General features: G+C 62.6%; 15 protein-coding genes. 8 read left to right on the forward strand and 7 right to left on the reverse strand.

The genetic code is table 11. The features are described 5' to 3' along the window. Nucleotides 1-242: 242 nt before the first annotated feature. From glnT to Q0X85_RS12515, 6 genes are all read right to left on the reverse strand, one after another. The gene (glnT, locus tag Q0X85_RS12490) at nt 243-1,571 is read right to left on the reverse strand and encodes a type III glutamate--ammonia ligase (protein WP_297772378.1); all 1,329 of its coding nucleotides are present in this window, start codon (nt 1,569-1,571) and stop codon (nt 243-245) included. Between the two features lie 75 nt (nt 1,572-1,646). Continuing rightward, nucleotides 1,647-2,990: an FMN-binding glutamate synthase family protein gene (locus tag Q0X85_RS12495; protein WP_297772380.1), complete on the reverse strand. Its 1,344-nt coding sequence runs from the start codon at nt 2,988-2,990 to the stop codon at nt 1,647-1,649. 11 nt (nt 2,991-3,001) lie between these two features. Next, complete coding sequence (locus Q0X85_RS12500; protein ID WP_297772381.1) at nt 3,002-3,679, reverse strand: GXGXG domain-containing protein; 678 nt, start codon at nt 3,677-3,679, stop codon at nt 3,002-3,004. A 1-nt stretch (nt 3,680) separates the two neighbouring features. Beyond that, nucleotides 3,681-4,577, reverse strand: coding sequence for a glutamine amidotransferase family protein (locus Q0X85_RS12505; protein WP_297772383.1), 897 nt, complete (start codon nt 4,575-4,577; stop codon nt 3,681-3,683). A gap of 185 nt (nt 4,578-4,762) precedes the next feature. Then, nucleotides 4,763-4,978: a hypothetical protein gene (locus tag Q0X85_RS12510; RefSeq protein ID WP_297772385.1), complete on the reverse strand. Its 216-nt coding sequence runs from the start codon at nt 4,976-4,978 to the stop codon at nt 4,763-4,765. An 11-nt stretch (nt 4,979-4,989) separates the two neighbouring features. Then, a complete protein-coding gene (locus Q0X85_RS12515; protein ID WP_297772386.1) occupies nt 4,990-6,363 on the reverse strand; it encodes an ammonium transporter in 1,374 nt (457 codons plus the stop codon). Between the two features lie 242 nt (nt 6,364-6,605). Here Q0X85_RS12515 and Q0X85_RS12520 point away from each other — a divergent pair, with 242 nt between their 5' ends. Genes Q0X85_RS12520 through Q0X85_RS12535 form a run of 4 tightly spaced genes read left to right on the forward strand, consistent with a single transcriptional unit; the run spans nt 6,606 to nt 10,480 of the window. Beyond that, nucleotides 6,606-7,751 carry an aminomethyltransferase family protein gene (locus Q0X85_RS12520; RefSeq protein ID WP_297772388.1) on the forward strand — a complete coding sequence of 382 codons (1,146 nt, stop codon included), beginning with the start codon at nt 6,606-6,608 and terminating at the stop codon, nt 7,749-7,751. Between the two features lie 57 nt (nt 7,752-7,808). Then, on the forward strand, nt 7,809-8,417 hold the full coding sequence (gene dmmA / locus Q0X85_RS12525; RefSeq protein WP_297772390.1) for a dimethylamine monooxygenase subunit DmmA: 609 nt from the start codon (nt 7,809-7,811) through the stop codon (nt 8,415-8,417). After that, nucleotides 8,414-9,400: a PDR/VanB family oxidoreductase gene (locus Q0X85_RS12530; protein ID WP_297772392.1), complete on the forward strand. Its 987-nt coding sequence runs from the start codon at nt 8,414-8,416 to the stop codon at nt 9,398-9,400. The genes dmmA and Q0X85_RS12530 overlap by 4 nt, the downstream gene beginning before the upstream one ends. Nucleotides 9,401-9,412: 12 nt before the next feature. Continuing rightward, on the forward strand, nt 9,413-10,480 hold the full coding sequence (locus Q0X85_RS12535; RefSeq protein ID WP_297772394.1) for a DUF3445 domain-containing protein: 1,068 nt from the start codon (nt 9,413-9,415) through the stop codon (nt 10,478-10,480). Between the two features lie 10 nt (nt 10,481-10,490). Here the strand turns inward: Q0X85_RS12535 and Q0X85_RS19820 are convergent, their stop codons facing one another. Beyond that, a complete protein-coding gene (locus tag Q0X85_RS19820) occupies nt 10,491-10,745 on the reverse strand; it encodes a hypothetical protein (RefSeq protein WP_366129937.1) in 255 nt (84 codons plus the stop codon). A 113-nt stretch (nt 10,746-10,858) separates the two neighbouring features. Between Q0X85_RS19820 and Q0X85_RS12545 the strand changes: the two genes are divergently transcribed. The 4 genes from Q0X85_RS12545 (at nt 10,859) to Q0X85_RS12560 (ending at nt 16,296) form a co-directional block, all read left to right on the forward strand. Further along, nucleotides 10,859-12,412 carry a trimethylamine methyltransferase family protein gene (locus tag Q0X85_RS12545; protein ID WP_297772396.1) on the forward strand — a complete coding sequence of 518 codons (1,554 nt, stop codon included), beginning with the start codon at nt 10,859-10,861 and terminating at the stop codon, nt 12,410-12,412. 93 nt (nt 12,413-12,505) lie between these two features. Beyond that, entirely contained in the window at nt 12,506-13,543 is a 1,038-nt protein-coding gene (locus tag Q0X85_RS12550) for a hypothetical protein (RefSeq protein WP_297772398.1), read from the forward strand. Nucleotides 13,544-13,618: 75 nt separating this feature from the next. Beyond that, a complete protein-coding gene (locus tag Q0X85_RS12555; protein WP_297772400.1) occupies nt 13,619-14,431 on the forward strand; it encodes a TIGR00282 family metallophosphoesterase in 813 nt (270 codons plus the stop codon). Nucleotides 14,432-14,517: 86 nt separating this feature from the next. Beyond that, entirely contained in the window at nt 14,518-16,296 is a 1,779-nt protein-coding gene (locus Q0X85_RS12560) for an SLC13 family permease (protein ID WP_297772431.1), read from the forward strand. Nucleotides 16,297-16,336 lie beyond the last annotated feature (40 nt).

Below are 16,336 nucleotides of genomic sequence, written 5' to 3' on the forward strand. Positions count from 1 at the left end.
GCTTTATGCCAGCCAAGTCATTCTAAACTCAACACGTTGCACGCCACATCAAATCGCCAGGCCGCGGGACGGCCCGGCGATCGCGCGGCACCTTCGGTGCTGTTCGCGCGGTTGGCTCTTAGGTCCGTTCCAGGCCATCCCCGCAACGAAGAGCTGTTCATTTCGGCCGCGCACAACCCGGGAAAACGCGCGCCGCGCCGCATGGCGTTTCATGCGGCGCGGGGCAGGGGCTTTGATGGCGCTCAGATATCGAGCGTGTGGTCGCGCTCCCAGCGGCTGAAGTGGTTTACGAAGGAATTCCACTCTTGCTTCTTGAGCTTGAGATAGGCGGCGGAAAATTCGTCGCCCATCGTCGCCTTGAGTTCCTTGTCCTTGTCGTATTCGCGCAACGCGTCGAGCATGTTGAGGGGCAGCTTGGGCGCACCGCGCACCTTGTGGCCCTCGGCGTACATGTCGATATCGTGGCGCTTGCCCGGATCGGCCTTGGAGCGGATGCCCGAGAGACCGGCTGCGATGATGACCGCCTGCAAAAGATAGGGATTGGCCGCGCCGTCAGGCAGGCGCAGCTCGAACCGGCCCGGGCCCGGCACGCGCACCATGTGGGTGCGGTTGTTGCCGGTCCATGTCACCGAATTGGGGGCCCATGTGGCGCCCGAGATGGTGCGCGGGGCATTGATCCGCTTGTAGCTGTTGACGGTCGGGTTGGTGATCGCGGCGAGCGCGCTGGCGTGCTTCATGATGCCGCCGAGGAAATGCTTGCCGCGCTCGGAGAGGCCCAACTCGCCGGTGGGGCCCTCGCCCTCGCCTGCAAAGACGTTGCTCTTGGACGCCTTGCCGGGCGCATCCCAGACCGAGATATGCGCGTGACAGCCATTGCCGGTCAGCCCCTCGATGGGTTTGGGCATGAAGGTGGCGCGGAAGCCGTGCTTTTCCGCGACCGACTTGGTCATGAACTTGAAAAAGGAATGCTTGTCGGCGGTGGACAGTACGTCGTCGAATTCCCAGTTCATCTCGAACTGGCCATTCGCGTCTTCGTGGTCGTTTTGATAGGGGCCCCAGCCCAGCTCCAGCATGTAGTCGCAGATTTCGCGGACGACGTCATAGCGGCGCATGACGGCCTGCTGGTCATAGCAGGGCTTGGCGGCTGTATCGAACGGGTCACTGATCTGATCGCCCTCGGGCGTCAGAAGAAAGAACTCGGCCTCGATGCCGGTCTTGACGTGCAGCCCTTCGGCGGCGGCCTCGTCGATCAGGCGGCGGAGCACGTTGCGCGGGGCCTGACCCACGTCTTTGCCTTCCATCACGCAGTTGGCGGCAACCCAGGCCACTTCGGGTTTCCACGGCAGCTGGATCACCGAGGACGGGTCAGGCACCGCGAGCATATCTGGATGTGCGGGCGTCATGTCGAGCCAGGTGGCAAAGCCCGCAAAGCCCGCGCCATCCTCTTGCATATCCGCAATGGCCTGTGCCGGCACCAGCTTGGCGCGCTGTCCACCGAACAGGTCGGTGAAAGAGATCATGAAGTATTTTACGCCATTGTCCTTGGCAAATTTCGCCAGATCACTGGTCATTTTTTGTCCCCGTTGTCATGCGTTGTAAGGTTGTCTGGAGACGCGGCCCCCATCGGGGCCGCGCCGGGTGTCGTTTCAGAAGGTGCCGCCGGGTTTGCCGGGCCACCAATCGGTCCCCGCGAGAGGCACCCGCGCCATCGCGGCGGCCTCCATGGTCACGGCGCAGAGATCCTCGGGTTCGAGATTGTGCAGATGGTTCTTGCCACAGGCGCGCGCGATGGTCTGCGCCTCAAGGGTCATCACCTTGAGGTAATTGTTGAGCCTGCGCCCGCCCTCGATGGGGTCGAACCGCTTCATCAACTCAGGGTCCTGCGTTGTGATACCCGCCGGGTCGTTGCCTTCGTGCCAATCGTCATAGGCACCGGCGGTGGTGCCGAGCTTGTTGTACTCCGATTCCCATTTCGGGTCGTTGTCGCCAAGCGCGATCAGGGCCGCGGTACCGATGGCCACGGCATCTGCTCCGAGCGCCATGCATTTGGCCACGTCCGCCCCGGTGCGGATGCCGCCCGAGACGACAAGTTGAACCTCGCGGTGCATGCCAAGGTCCTGGAGCGCGCGGACGGCCTCGCGGATGCAGGCCAGTATGGGCTGGCCGACATGCTCGATAAACACGTCCTGCGTTGCCGCCGTGCCGCCCTGCATGCCGTCCAACACGACGACATCTGCCCCCGCCTTGACCGCCAAGGTGGTGTCGAAATAGGGGCGGGCCCCGCCGATCTTGATGTAGATCGGCACTTTCCAGCCGGTGATTTCGCGCAGTTCGAGCAGCTTGATTTCCAGATCGTCGGGGCCGGTCCAGTCGGGGTGACGGCAGGCCGACCGCTGGTCGATGCCCTTGGGCAGGTTGCGCATCTCGGCCACACGGTCCGAGATTTTCTGGCCCAGCAGCATGCCGCCGCCGCCCGGCTTGGCACCCTGGCCCACAACGACCTCGATCGCGTCGGCACGGCGCAGGTCATCGGGGTTCATGCCGTAGCGCGAGGGCAGGTATTGATAGACCAGCTTTTTGGAATGGCCGCGTTCCTCGGCGGTCATGCCGCCATCGCCGGTGGTGGTCGAGGTGCCGGCGAGGGTCGCGCCGCGGCCCAGAGCCTCCTTGGCCGGGCCCGAGAGCGCGCCAAAGCTCATGCCGGCGATCGTGACCGGAATATCGAGCTCGATGGGGTTCTGGGCGTAGCGCGTGCCAAGCGTCACCGAGGTATCGCAGCGCTCGCGGTAGCCTTCGAGCGGGTAGCGTGAGATCGACGCGCCGAGAAACAGCAGGTCGTCGAAATGGGGCACCTTGCGTTTGGCGCCGCCGCCCCGGATGTCATAGATGCCGGTGGCCGCCGCACGCCGGATCTCGGCGTTGATGGATTGCGAGAAAGTCGCCGACTGGATCGGGGTTGTGCGCGGTGCGCCGTGGGTCTCGTCTTTCATGATGTGAGCCCTCAGTAAGCGTTGTCAGGTTTGAAATTGTAGAGTTCGCGTGCGGAGCCGTAGCGTTTGAACTCTTCGGGTCGCGCGTCGCAGCCGCCGCGCTCCAGCAGGTTGGCCAGAATCTCCAGATGTTCGGGGCGCATCTCCTTTTCGATGCAGTCCGCCCCCAGGGATTTGACGCTGCCGCGCACGAAGAGGCGGGCCTCGTAGAGCGAATCGCCAAGAGCGTCGCCCGCATCGCCGCAGACCACAAGATTGCCGGATTGCGCCATGAAGGCGGACATGTGTCCGATATTGCCATGCACGATGATGTCGATGCCCTTCATCGAGATGCCGCAACGCGACGAGGCGTTGCCCTTGATGACCAGCGTGCCACCGCGCCCGGTGGCCCCGGCATATTGGCTGGCATCGCCTTCGACGATCACTGTGCCGCTCATCATGTTCTCGGCGACGCCGGGACCGGCAGAGCCGTGGACATGCACGGTGGCCTGCTTGTTCATGCCGGCGCAGTAATAGCCGGTGGAGCCCTTAACGTGCACTTCGATGGGCGCATCGAGGCCGACGGCGATGGCGTGGCTGCCGCGCGGATTGATCACGTCCCAGGCGGTCTGGTTGGTCTGTTCCGCCTGGGCGTGAAGTGTCGAATTGAGGGTGCGCAGCCCTTCGGCTGCAAGGTCGAATGTCTGCATGTCAGTGCTTCCAGAAATATACGGTTGCGGGTTCCGGCTCCCAGACGCGGGCGTCTTCGATGCCGGGCAGGTTGACCAGAGCGCGATACTCGCTGCCGAAGGCGACATATTGATCGGTTTCGGCCATGACAGCGGGCTTGCAGGCGATGGGATCGCGGACAACGCCAAAGCCGTCCTCGGTGCCCACGACAAAGGTGAAGAAGCCGTCAAGATCCTTGAGCGAGCTTTCAAGCGCCTCGCCGAGGCTCGCGCCCTCGCGCATTTTCCATGTCAGGTAGGCGGCGCCGACCTCGGTGTCGTTCTGGGTCTCGATCCGCACACCTTCGCGCAGGAGCTTGCGGCGCAGCGAGTTGTGATTGGAGAGCGACCCGTTGTGCACGAGACATTGATCGGCACCGGTGTTGAACGGGTGCGCGCCCATGGTCGTGACCGCCGACTCGGTCGCCATGCGGGTGTGGCCGATGCCGTGGCTGCCGCTCATCGACGAGATGTCAAAGCGCGCGGCCACATCCTTGGGCAGGCCGACTTCCTTGTAAATCTCGATGCTTTCGCCGGTTGACATGACGCGCACGTCAGGGGCCACGCGGGCAAGGGCGTCGCGCAGGTCGTCGGCTTTTCCCTCGGGGAAATCGAGCACCGCATGGGTGTCCTTGCGCCGCAATCCGACGGGCGCGCCGATCTCGGACGAGAGCTGCTCTGCGAGCGTCTCGAACACCGTGTCGGCGGCGTCGGATTGGACGGTGAATTTGCTCCGGCCCGAGGTTGCCTCGCCGTAGATCGCGATCCCGGCGCTATCGGGGCCGCGATCTGTCATGGTGATCAACATATCTGTCAACAAGCCGCCAAGCTGAGGCTCGAGCGCCTTGTCCTTGAGGAAGAGTCCGACAATTCCGCACATTCGCGTTTGCTCCACTTTTGAATTCTGCCCAAGGGCTTGGCCGAGTTCGAGGCTCGTACTGATTCTGCCCGGGGGCGTCCCTGTCTCAAGACTAGCATCAGGGATCATCAGCCGCAACTCTTATGAATAAAAGTTTCCTGTAAGTGATATGCGCGAATCGTGGGATCCGCGCAGACCGAAGCGTGTCAGTAGCGTTCGAGGTTCTTCTGTATCTTTTCGGGATCGCCCATCTTGCGGGCTTTCTCGAGGTGCTCGCCTTCGCGGACGAACTGTATCCGGTGCCAACCGATCCAGAAGATCACGCCGAGCACGGTCATCGCGATTTCCCAGCCCTGGAAGGGGTAGATGGGGCCAACCTCGGCAAGATCAACGGCCCAGGATTCGTATCCGATTGTAGACATGGGTCTTCTCCTTATTCTGCGGCTGTTGCCCTGGATGCCAGATAGGCTTTGTCGGCCTCGATGACGTCAAGCTTGGCGTCCTCGTAGGCATGATGTTCTGCGTAATCGAGACCTTGCAGCTCGACCTCTTCGGGGATGCGCAGAACGCCGGCGGCGGCCTGCATCTTGGCCACGATCCATGCGGGCAGGAAGCCCAGGCAGAAGAACATGATCACAGCGCCGATGGTGTTGCCGAGCGGGTTGATCGTGGCGTAGCCCTCATACGGAGAGGACGGCACGCCCCAGAGCAGGAACCCCGCGATGATCAGGCCGACAACGCCCGCGTAGCCATGCACGGCCACGGCACCAACCGCATCGTCGAGCTTGAATTTGCGCTCGACCCAGAAATGCAGCTTGTAGACGATGACAACACCGACAGCCGCCACCAGCATCGCCTGGATCGGGTGATAGAGGTCATTGCCCGCCGAGGCGGTGATGATACCTGCTAGACCGCCGGAGAAGGTCCAGAACGCATCGCCGCGCGATATGACATAGGCCGCCATCAGACCGCCCGAGAGCGACATCAGGAAGTTGAAGGTGATCGCCGAGAGCGAGGTGGGGGCAAGATAGATATTGGTGGCCGTCCACGTGGTGCCGGTGATCTGGCCGTCGATGACCTCTGGCGAGATGAGCGGCACGTTGCAGGCGGCGTAGAAGCCCCAGAACCCGGTGTAGATCAGGAACAGGCCGATCGTTACCATCCACGGGTTATGCGGGGGGATGTCACGGGGTGTGCCATCCGGCGCGAACTTGCCGATGCGCGGACCAAGAACCATGATCACCCCGAGCGCGTAGCCCCCGGCAATGGCGTGGATCACGCCTGACGCATAGGCATCGTGGTAGCCCAGATATTTGACCATCCAGCCGCCATAATGCCAGCCCCATGCCGCGTCGATGATCCACCAGACGGAGCCGATCAGCACCGCGTGCACCCAGAGCGCCGAGGAGCGAATCCGTTCGATGACCGAGCCCGAGACGATCGAGGCGGCTGTCCATGAGAACAGCAGGAACGCCGCCCAGAACACGCCGGTGATCCGGTCGTCGAGGTTGGTCGCCATGTTCTGTGACCATGGCAGGTTGGCGCTGGCCATGTCGTGATCGAGGCCGCCGAAGAACGGGAACATCGGGAAGGCCCAATAGATCCACCATCCGAAGAGGAAGAACGTCACGGTGACCAAAGGAATCACCATGACGTTCTTCATCAGTGTGTGCATGTGGTTGCGTCGGCGGCTCGCGCCGACCTCGTACATGCAAAAGCCCACGTGGATCAGGAACATGAAAACGACCGTGACCCAGTAGTAGAATTCGGTGAAGATGGTTGTTAACGCATCTAGATTTCCGTTCATAGCACTCTCCCTGTTGTGCCGATTTTTCATTGCAGGTGAAAAGTTTTTCCGCAAAGGAGACAAAGATTTGCCCATGTGTCAACAATTTTGACGTGATCGGGCGATCAAATGTTGGGCGGCCCGCAATATCGCAGTGCAAATGCCTATTTTCCCAACAGGAAAAAAATCTGCATGAAAGTGTTGATTTTTGAAGCGATATGGGTCTGAATATCGTGAAGCATAACATCGACAGGGAGCCTGCCATGGCCATCATCTACAGAACATCCGCACTTGCATCGCGACATGCCGAGATCGGCGGAGAGCTTGAGGACTGGAACGGCATGGGAACCGCCTGGTTCTATGATCCGTCCGATGAGCGGGCCGAGGCCGATTATCTGGCGGTGCGCACCAAGGCGGGGTTGATGGATGTGTCTGGCCTCAAGAAAATCCACCTCGTGGGGCCGCATGCCGCGGCGGTCATCGACCGCGCCACCACGCGCAATGTCGACAAGATCATGCCCGGCCGGGCGGTCTATGCCTGTATGCTCAACGACGACGGCAAGTTCATCGACGATTGCGTGATCTACCGCCTATCGGTCAATCACTGGATGGTGGTGCATGGCACCGGCACCGGCCACGAATCGCTGGCCATGGCCGCCTTTGGCAAGAATGTGTCGATGATTTTCGATGACGATCTGCATGACATGTCCCTGCAAGGCCCGCTGGCCGTCGATTTTCTGGAAAAGCACGTGCCGGGTATTCGCGATCTGGCCTATTTCGGCATTCTGCAAACCAAGATCTTTGGCCTGCCGGTCATGATTTCGCGCACCGGCTATACCGGCGAGCGCGGGTACGAGATCTTTTGCGAGGCGCGTCATGCTCCTCAGATCTGGGACCAGATTCTCGAGAACGGCAAAGAGATGGGCATCGTACCGGTGCAGTTCTCGACGTTGGATCTGCTGCGCACCGAGAGCTACCTGCTGTTCTATCCCGGCGACAATTCGGAGACCTATCCGTTCAAGGACGAGCCCTGTGGCGACACCTTGTGGGAACTGGGGCTGGATTTCACGGTCTCGCCCGGCAAGACCGGCTTTCGCGGGGCCGAGAACCACTATGCGCTCAAGGGGCGCGAGCGGTTCAAGATCTATGGTGTGCGCTTGGAGGGCACGACGCCCGCCGATATGGGCGCGGCGCTCGTCAAGGATGGCGAAACCGTGGGCGTTGTCACTTTCGGGATGAATTCCAACCTGAACGAGCACAATGTGGGAATCGCCCGCATGCCGGTGGAATGTGCCGTGCCCGGCACCAAGCTGAGCGTGCGCAACGAGGATGGTTCCGAGATCGCCTGCGTGGCGGAGGAAATGCCGTTCTACGACAAGGAAAAGGTCATCCGGGCCGCCAAAGGCTAAGCCAGTGACCAACGGGCCTGCGGGCCCGGCATGACGCGAAAGGGAGCAGACGCCAAGATGTCGAAATTCCAGTTTCCGGAAAGTATCTCAAGCCGGCCGGTCTATGGCACGCTTGCGCCCCGTCCGGGCAAGGCCCATCTGGTGATCGCCGATGCCGAAGGGGCGGAGGCGATCATCGAACTGGCCGCGCAGGATGCGGCGCTTATGGCCAAGACCCATATCATCTACATCCCCAAGGGGACGGGTGAGACCTATGTCGACCAGCTGCGCGCGCTTGAGCCTGCGCAGCTCTATGTCGGGCCGTCCTATCCGGCCTCGGTGCAGCGTCTGCGCCGGGTGCTGTCGGATGCGCATATGGGATTGCAGGTCTATCTGACAGGCACCGAGGGGCTGATGGGTCAGGCGATGAACGAGGCGGTCAACGCCGGTATCCCGCATAGCGCGATACAGACCGAGCATCGCGGCTCGACCGCGCGGCGCATGCAATGCGTGCATTGCAAGGGCATTACCGAGGACGTGACCACCGATCCGTTCGTGTGTTCGCATTGCGGGCTGAATCTGTTTGTACGCGATCACTATTCGCGCAGGCTGGCCGCGTTTCAGGGGGTGTGCATTGACGCAGAGGACCCTGGAAATGTGCCCCCCGCACAGGAGTTGTACTCATGAGCGCCGCCCCACAGAAGGCCCGCGCCGGGGCTGAAAAGATCGAGGTCGAAGTCTCTGCCATCGTGCCGGTCAACGAATTGGTCACGCGATTCGAGTTTCGGCGCCGCGACGGTCAGTCCTTTCCGCCGTTCTCTGCCGGGGCGCATACCGTGGTCGAGATGCAGGATGATGGCCGGACGCGGCTCAACCCCTACTCCTTGATGTCCGACCCCGGCGATCTGTCGCTCTACGCGATTTCCGTGCGGCGCGATGACGAGGGGCGCGGCGGGTCGCTCTATATGCACCGCAATGTCAATGTCGGCGACGAGATGACCATTACCTATCCGGTCAATCTCTTTCCGCTGGATCTGCGCGCGCGCAAGCATGTGTTCCTTGCCGGGGGCATCGGGATCACGCCGTTCATGGCGATGATTGCCCAACTGGAGCAGACCAACGGAAACTGGGAGCTGCATTACGCCTGTCGCAGTGCCGCGCTCGGGTCTTATGCCGATGACCTGCGCGACAAGTACCCGAACAAGGCGCATATCTATTACGACGATCAGGATCAGGCGATCGCGCTGGATGATCTGCTGGGCGGGCAGCCTCTGGGCACGCATATCTATGTCTGTGGCCCCAAAGGCATGATCGGTTGGGTGCAATCGCGCGCCGAGGCCCTTGGTTGGCCCGAAGAGGTCGTGCATTCCGAGGAGTTTCTGGCCCCGCAGCCCGGCGTGCCCTTTGAGGTGAGGCTGTGCCAGTCGGATCTGGTCGTGCAGGTGGGCGAACACGAGAGCCTGCTGGAGGCCATCGAGCGCTCGGGTGTCGATGCGCCGTTCCTGTGTCGCGGCGGGGCCTGCGGCCAATGCGAGACCGATGTCGTCGAGCTCGATGGCGAGATCATTCACCGCGATCACTGGCTGGATGACGACGAGCATGCCAGCGGCAAGAAAATCATGCCCTGCGTCAGCCGATTCCTCGGCAAGACGCTGGTTCTGGACCGGTAAGGAGCCACGCAGATGACCATTCAGTTCAACAAGGAAACCTTTCGCGACGATTATTCGTTCCGCAATTCGGCCTGGGCCATCAAGCGGTTTCCGTTTCCGTTTCACGAAGACAGCTACATGTACTCGGTGAATATGGAGCAGCATCGTGGCGGGCCTGAGGGATCTGTCTACGAGAAGCGCTTTGACGTGGACGAGCATTATCTGGCGGAAATGGAGGATCGTGCGCTGGTGTTGGCCGACGATCCGCTGCGCTGCCAGTCGCTGCCGCATATGACGCTGGCGGGGTGGGATACGCTCGAATTGATCATGACCTGCAAGGCCGAGGATTATCCTGACCTCTTTGAGTTGCACTGCGATGGCAACCGCTGGCGGTGGATCAACAAGCCGATGGGGATCGACCACAGCTTTACCTTCCTGGACGAGACCACGCTGCCGTGTGGCCCGCTGGAGTATATCACCCGGCAGACGCAGGGGGATTTCGCGGTTCTCGATCAGCGCGACGAGATGCTGTGGATGGATGCCGGCATGGTGACGACGCAGGCCGACTGGTCGCTTGATTTCGACATCGGCATGAATTTCTTTGAATGGCATGCGCCGGTGCCGATGGCCCATGAGATGGGCATCTTCAAGCGCGCGTTGAAGTTTCTGCTCAACGTGCAGCAGGGGGCGCCCGCGCGGCGGCTGAACTGGACGATGACGGTGAACCCGCTGCTCGATACCAGCCCGGAGAACTATCACAAATGGGGTGTGCAAAAGACCACGCTGACGCCTGAGAACATCGGTGCGAAACAGCATCTTAGGGTCGAGTTGCAGACGTTCTTTCGGCTGCCGCGCTCGAATGCGCTGCTGTTCCCGATCCGCTGCTATCTGATCGCGTTTCAGGATCTGGTCACGGTGCCGAAATGGGGCCGCCGCCTGCATCGTGTGGTGCGCGATCTGCCCGAGGAATTGGCCAGCTACAAGGGGTTCATCGACAATCGTCCGATGATGCTCGACTACCTGAGCCAGTTCGATGACGGCCTGCCCACGAGCCCGGGTGTCTGGCCCGATATCGAGAGCGAGCCCGCTTTGCAGAAGTGAACGGCGCGTCTCAGGCGGCGGGGTGATCGCGTCGGGGATTTCGCCCTTGGGCGGATCGACCTCGCGGCCACAGCATCCATCCGGGGGCCGCATCGAACAGCATCTGCGTATAGGGGTGGTTGGGGTCGTTGAAGAGCGCGCCGGTCATGTCGCGGATGATGAGCGGCTCGTAGATCTGATGGGCCAGCGTGTGCGTCGGCCCCTCAGGTCTGCGCGTGCGGGTCTGGCATGAGCGAATCGCCCGCGCGCGCCCAGCGCAGAGCATGAGATTTGGGCTGTCGGTTCAGGTGGCATGTCGCTTTTTGCAACAGGGTTTCGCAATCCTGCAGGCCAATCGGCGCTGCGCTGCGGAAAATCGCATGGAAAAGGAGAGCGTCCATGACGATTGAGACCATGCCCCGCACGCGGTCTGGCGGCCGCTCGGCCCGCCGTGCGATCCGCAACGCGCCCAAGGTTGCGATGCTTGCCGGACTGACCCGGCAGATGCCCTATTGCGAGGTCATGGAGGGCGCGCAGGTCGAGAGGATCGACGCGGCCTCGATGGATATTCTGGAGAATGTCGGTGTGGTGTTTCGCGACGAGATCGCGCTGGCCGATTGGAAACGCGCAGGCGCCAAGGTGGTGGGCGAGCGCGTTTATCTCGACCGTGGTCTGGTGCGGGAGCTGATCGCGACGATCCCCGCGGATTTCACATATCATGCGCGTGACCCTCAGAAAAACGTGCGTCTTGGCGGGCCGCATTCGATCTTCGTGCCGATGACCGGCGCGCCCTATCTGCGCGACCTCGATGATGTGCGGCGCAATCCGATGCTCGACGATCTGGCGATGTTCCACAAGCTGAGCCACATGATGCCCGCGCTGCACTCATCCGCGCATCACATCGTGGAGCCCTATGACCACCCGATCAGCCAGCGGCACCTGCGCATCACCTATTCCTCGATGAAACACTCGAACAAGACATTCATGGGGATGACGACCAGCCCGAAAAACGCCGAGGACGTCATGGAGATGTGTGCGATTCTGTTCGGTGAGGCGTTTCTGGAGGAGCACCCGGTCACCACTGGCAACTGCAACGGCAATTCGCCGCTGGTCTGGGACGAGACGATGCTGGGCGCGATGCGCGCGTTCTGCCGCCGCAACCAGCCGGTGCTGTGCTCGCCCTTCGTGCTGGGCGGGGCGAATACCCCCGCTTCCGTCCCCGCCACCGTGGCGCAGCTCAACGCCGAGGCGCTGTCGGCGCTGGCCTATACACAGGTCATTCGCCGCGGCTGCCCGGCGATCTACGGGCATTACCTGTCGACCGTGTCGATGCGGTCCGGTGCGCCGATGGCGGGGACTCCGGAGATTTCCCTCATGAATTTCATGATCGGCCAGATGGCGCGGCATTACGGCGTGCCGTGGCGCACGTCGAGCACGCTCGGCGGGGCCAAGACATTTGACGCGCAGGCGGGTTACGAGAGTGCGACGACGCTGTCGGCGGTGATCCACGCCGGGGCCAACTATATCTGGCATTCGGCAGGCTGGAACGAGGCGGGGATGCATTGTTCGGTCGCCAAGTTCGTGGTGGATGCCGAGCAATGCGCGATGGCGTATCGCATGGCCGAAGGGCCGAAGTGGGGCGATTTCGACGAGGCGCTCGCCGCGATCCCCGATGTGGGCCCGGGCGGGCACTATCTGGGTCATCCGCATACGCAGAAGAATTTTCAGACCGCATTCTATATGCCGGATATGTTTGACAACAATTCGATCGAGCAATGGGGTGCCGATGGCTCTCGGGAGATAACGGAACGTGCGCTGATCCATGCCCGCAAGCTGCTTGCAACCTATGAAGAGCCCAAGCTGGACGAGGGCGTGAATGAGGCGCTGCTGGAGTATATAACACGCCGCGAGCGCGAAATTCCGGCGGCGGATGCGCTCAATCAGGAATATTGACACCCGTGCCGGCAGGCCCGCGCGAGAGCGTGATTGCCCGCCTCTGCCAAGCCGTGCTACCGTCGCCGAAAAGAGGCAGGGCAGCCCCCGACTATGAAAAAGACGGCACTGAGCAAATATCAGAGGCTCGAGGCTGCGGGCCTGTGGCGCGCCGAGCCCGAGGCGCAGCGTCTTGATGTGATCGTTTCGGTGGGCGAGTCCACGTTGACCATCACCGACATGCGCGACCGGGTTCAGGCGCATTGGTCGATCGCGGCGGTCGCGCGTGCCAATCCGGGACAACACCCCGCGATTTATCATCCGGACGGCGACCTTGGCGAGACACTGGAACTGCCAGAAGACGAAGCCGAAATGGTCACGGCGATTGAAAAGTTGCGCGCGGCGGTGGCGCGTCAGAGGCCGCGGCCCGGCCGGCTGCGTCTGCTCGGGGGATTGGTCAGTGTCGCGGCCGTGGCGGGGCTTGCTGTGTTTTGGCTGCCGGGCGCGGCACGCGAGCATGCGCTGGCTGTCGTGCCGCCGGTCAAGCGTGCCGAGATCGGCGGCGCGCTTCTCGAGGAGTTGCAGGGGGTTGCAGGGCCGATTTGCGAGGGGCCCGGGGCAACTGCGGCGCTCGCACAACTGGCGCGGCGCCTGCCGCCCCGGTCCGGTCGAGCGGCAAGGCTGGTGGTCGTGCGCGGCGGCATCGAGGGGGCATTGCGCCTGCCCGGCGGCGTGGTCGTGATAAACACCGATCTGGTCGAGGATTACGACGAGCCGGATGTCGTCGCGGGCCATGTGATCGCGGCCTATCTGCGGGCCGAGGCGCGCGACCCTTTGGACCGGCTCTTGCGGCAGGGCGGGCTGGCTGCGTCGTTGCGGCTGCTGGCTACGGGTGAGGTGACTGACGCCCTGCTGAGCGCGCATGCAGAACGGTTGATGACCGCCACCCCCCGGCGCGTGCCGCCCGACGTGATGTTGCAGGGATTTGCCGGGTGGAAGGTGCGTGCGCGCCCTTATGCCTATGCGCTCGACATCACCGGCGAGACGACACTGGCCTTGATCGAGGCCGATCCCTTTGCGGGTTCGGATCCGCCGCCGCCGTTGCTGAGCGATGCCGACTGGCTGCGCCTTCAAGGGATTTGCGGCGGGTGACCGATCGGGCCGCTGACATGGCTTTGCCGTATTCGCCCTTGCCCTCGACCGGGCAGGCGCCTAACACGGAGTCCCATGAAACTACTCTTTCTCGGTGATGTGATGGGGCGTGCAGGGCGCGCGGCGGTTGCGGAAAAACTGCCGGGCCTGCGCGCAGACTGGACACTCGATTTCGTTGTGGTCAACGGCGAGAACGCGTCGGGCGGCATGGGGCTGACAGCCGCCCATGCCAAGGGGCTGTTCGAGGCCGGGGCCGATTGCGTGACCCTCGGCGACCATGCCTTTGACCAAAGGGACATGTTGCAGGCGATCGAGCGGGACAATCGCATCATCCGCCCGCTCAACTATTCCAAGGTGGCCCCCGGACGGGGCGCGCGTGTATTTACTGATCGGCGCGGCCGCAAGGTGCTGGTGGCGCAGGTGCTGGGCAATGTCTTCATGCGGCGCGCCTTTGACGATCCGTTCTCGGCGATTGACGTGGCCCTGCGCACGCATCCCCTGGGCGGCGCGGTGCAGGCGGCGGTCGTGGATGTGCATTGCGAGGCGACCAGTGAAAAGATGGCGATGGGCCATTTCTGCGACGGGCGCGCGAGCCTGGTGGTGGGCACGCACACGCATATTCCCACGGCGGATGCGCAGATCCTGCCCGGCGGCACCGGGTTTCAGGGCGATGCGGGCATGTGCGGCGATTACCTGAGCGTGATCGGCATGGACAAGACCGAGCCGATGCGCCGTTTCGTGACCGGCATGGGCAAGGAACGGTTCACCCCTGCAATGGGCGAGATCACCGTGTCTGGCGTCTATGTCGAGACCGACGATGCGACGGGCCGCACGGTTCGCATAGAAATGGTGCGACAGGGCGGGCGGCTCAAGCCGTCAGGCCCTTGATTGCACGGGGTCTTCGCTTCGCGCTTGCCGTGTCAATGATGATCGGAGAAGGTGGCGCAAGGCCGTAAAAAGGGTGAGGGCAGGTGATTCACGTTTTGGGTCTGTCGCAGACCGGACAGGCGATTGTGACGCTCTCCGTCGTCGTTGTGATGTTCATTCTCTTCGTTCGCGAAGTGTATCCGACCGAAGTGGTGGCGATCAGCGGTGCCGCGTTGCTCCTTGCATTGGGGGTGCTGCCGTATGAGGCGGGGCTGGCCGTGCTGTCCAATCCGGCCCCCTGGACGATTGCCGCGATGTTCATCGTGATGGGGGCCCTGGTGCGCACCGGCGCGCTGGATGCATTCACGTCACTGGCGGAACGTCAGGCCAAGGACAACCCGAAGGTTGCGATCGTCATGCTCCTGATCGCGGTGGTCATCGGATCTGCCTTCATGAACAACACGCCCGTCGTCGTGGTGATGATCCCGGTGTTCGTACAACTTTCCCGCAGCCTCAAGGTGCCGGTCTCCAAGCTTCTCATGCCGCTGAGCTATGCCGCGATCCTGGGCGGCACGACGACGCTGATCGGCACCTCCACCAACCTGCTGGTCGATGGCGTCGCGCGGACGGAGGGCATGGAGGCGTTCTCGATTTTCGAAGTGACACCGCTGGGCATCGTGCTGGTGATCTGGGGGGCGATCTATTTGCGCTTTTTCGGGCCGTTCCTGCTGCCTGTGCGTGAAAGCATGGCGGACCTGCTGTCGGATCGCTCGAAGATGAAATTCTTTACCGAGGCGGTGATTCCGCCCGAGAGCAACCTGATCGGCCGCGAGGTGACGGGGGTGCAACTCTTCAAGCGTGAGGGTGTGCGGCTGATCGACCTCATTCGTGGGGACGAGTCGTTGCGCCGCAATCTGGCCGGGGTGACGCTTCAGGTCGGCGACCGCGTGGTCTTGCGCACGCAGATGACCGAATTGCTGAGCCTGCAACGCAACAAGAGCCTCAAGCGCGTCGATCAGGTCTCGGCCGTGGAAACGACCACCGTCGAGGTGCTCATCACGCCGGGCTGCAAGATGATCGGGCGCTCCCTGGGGGGGATGCGTCTGCGTCGGCGGTACGGCGTTTATCCTCTCGCGGTGCATCGCCGCAATCAGAACATCGGGCGCCAACTCGACGATCTGGTTGTGCGGGTCGGGGACACGCTGCTGCTGGAAGGCGCGCCGGAGGATATTCAGCGGCTCTCGCGCGAGATGGACATGGTTGATGTCTCGCACCCGTCGGCCCGCGCGTTCCGGCGTGGCCACGCGCCGCTGGCGGTTATAGCGCTGATGGGGATCGTGGTGCTGGCCGCCCTCGGCGTGGCACCCATCCTCGCTCTTGCGGTGGTCGCCGTGGCGGTGGTGCTGCTGGCGCGCTGCATAGATGCTGACGAGGCGTTTTCGTTCGTCGACGGGCGATTGCTGGCGTTGATCTTTGCCATGCTCGCGATCGGCGCGGCCTTGCAGGCGTCCGGCGCGGTCGAATTGATCGTGGGGGCAATCGCGCCGGGCCTCGCGGTGTTGCCCGGTTTTCTGGTGGTCTGGGCGATCTACCTGCTCACCTCGATATTGACCGAACTGGTCAGCAACAACGCCGTGGCTGTCGTTGTCACGCCGATTGCGATCGGCCTTGCGGATGCCATGGGCATTGATGCCCGGCCCCTTGTCGTGGCGGTCATGGTGGCGGCAAGTGCTGCGTTCGCGACGCCGATCGGATATCAGACCAATACGCTGGTGTATGGTCCCGGCGGTTACAAGTTCACTGACTTTCTGCGTGTGGGCATTCCGCTCAACCTGAGTGTGGGGCTACTGGCCAGCGCGCTCATTCCGTTCATCTGGCCGCTCTGACGGGCAGGGCGGGACGCCTCTGGCGGGGGTATTCTGACCA

Source organism: uncultured Roseovarius sp. (genome assembly GCF_947259555.1).
Classification (GTDB): Bacteria; Pseudomonadota; Alphaproteobacteria; order Rhodobacterales; family Rhodobacteraceae; genus Roseovarius.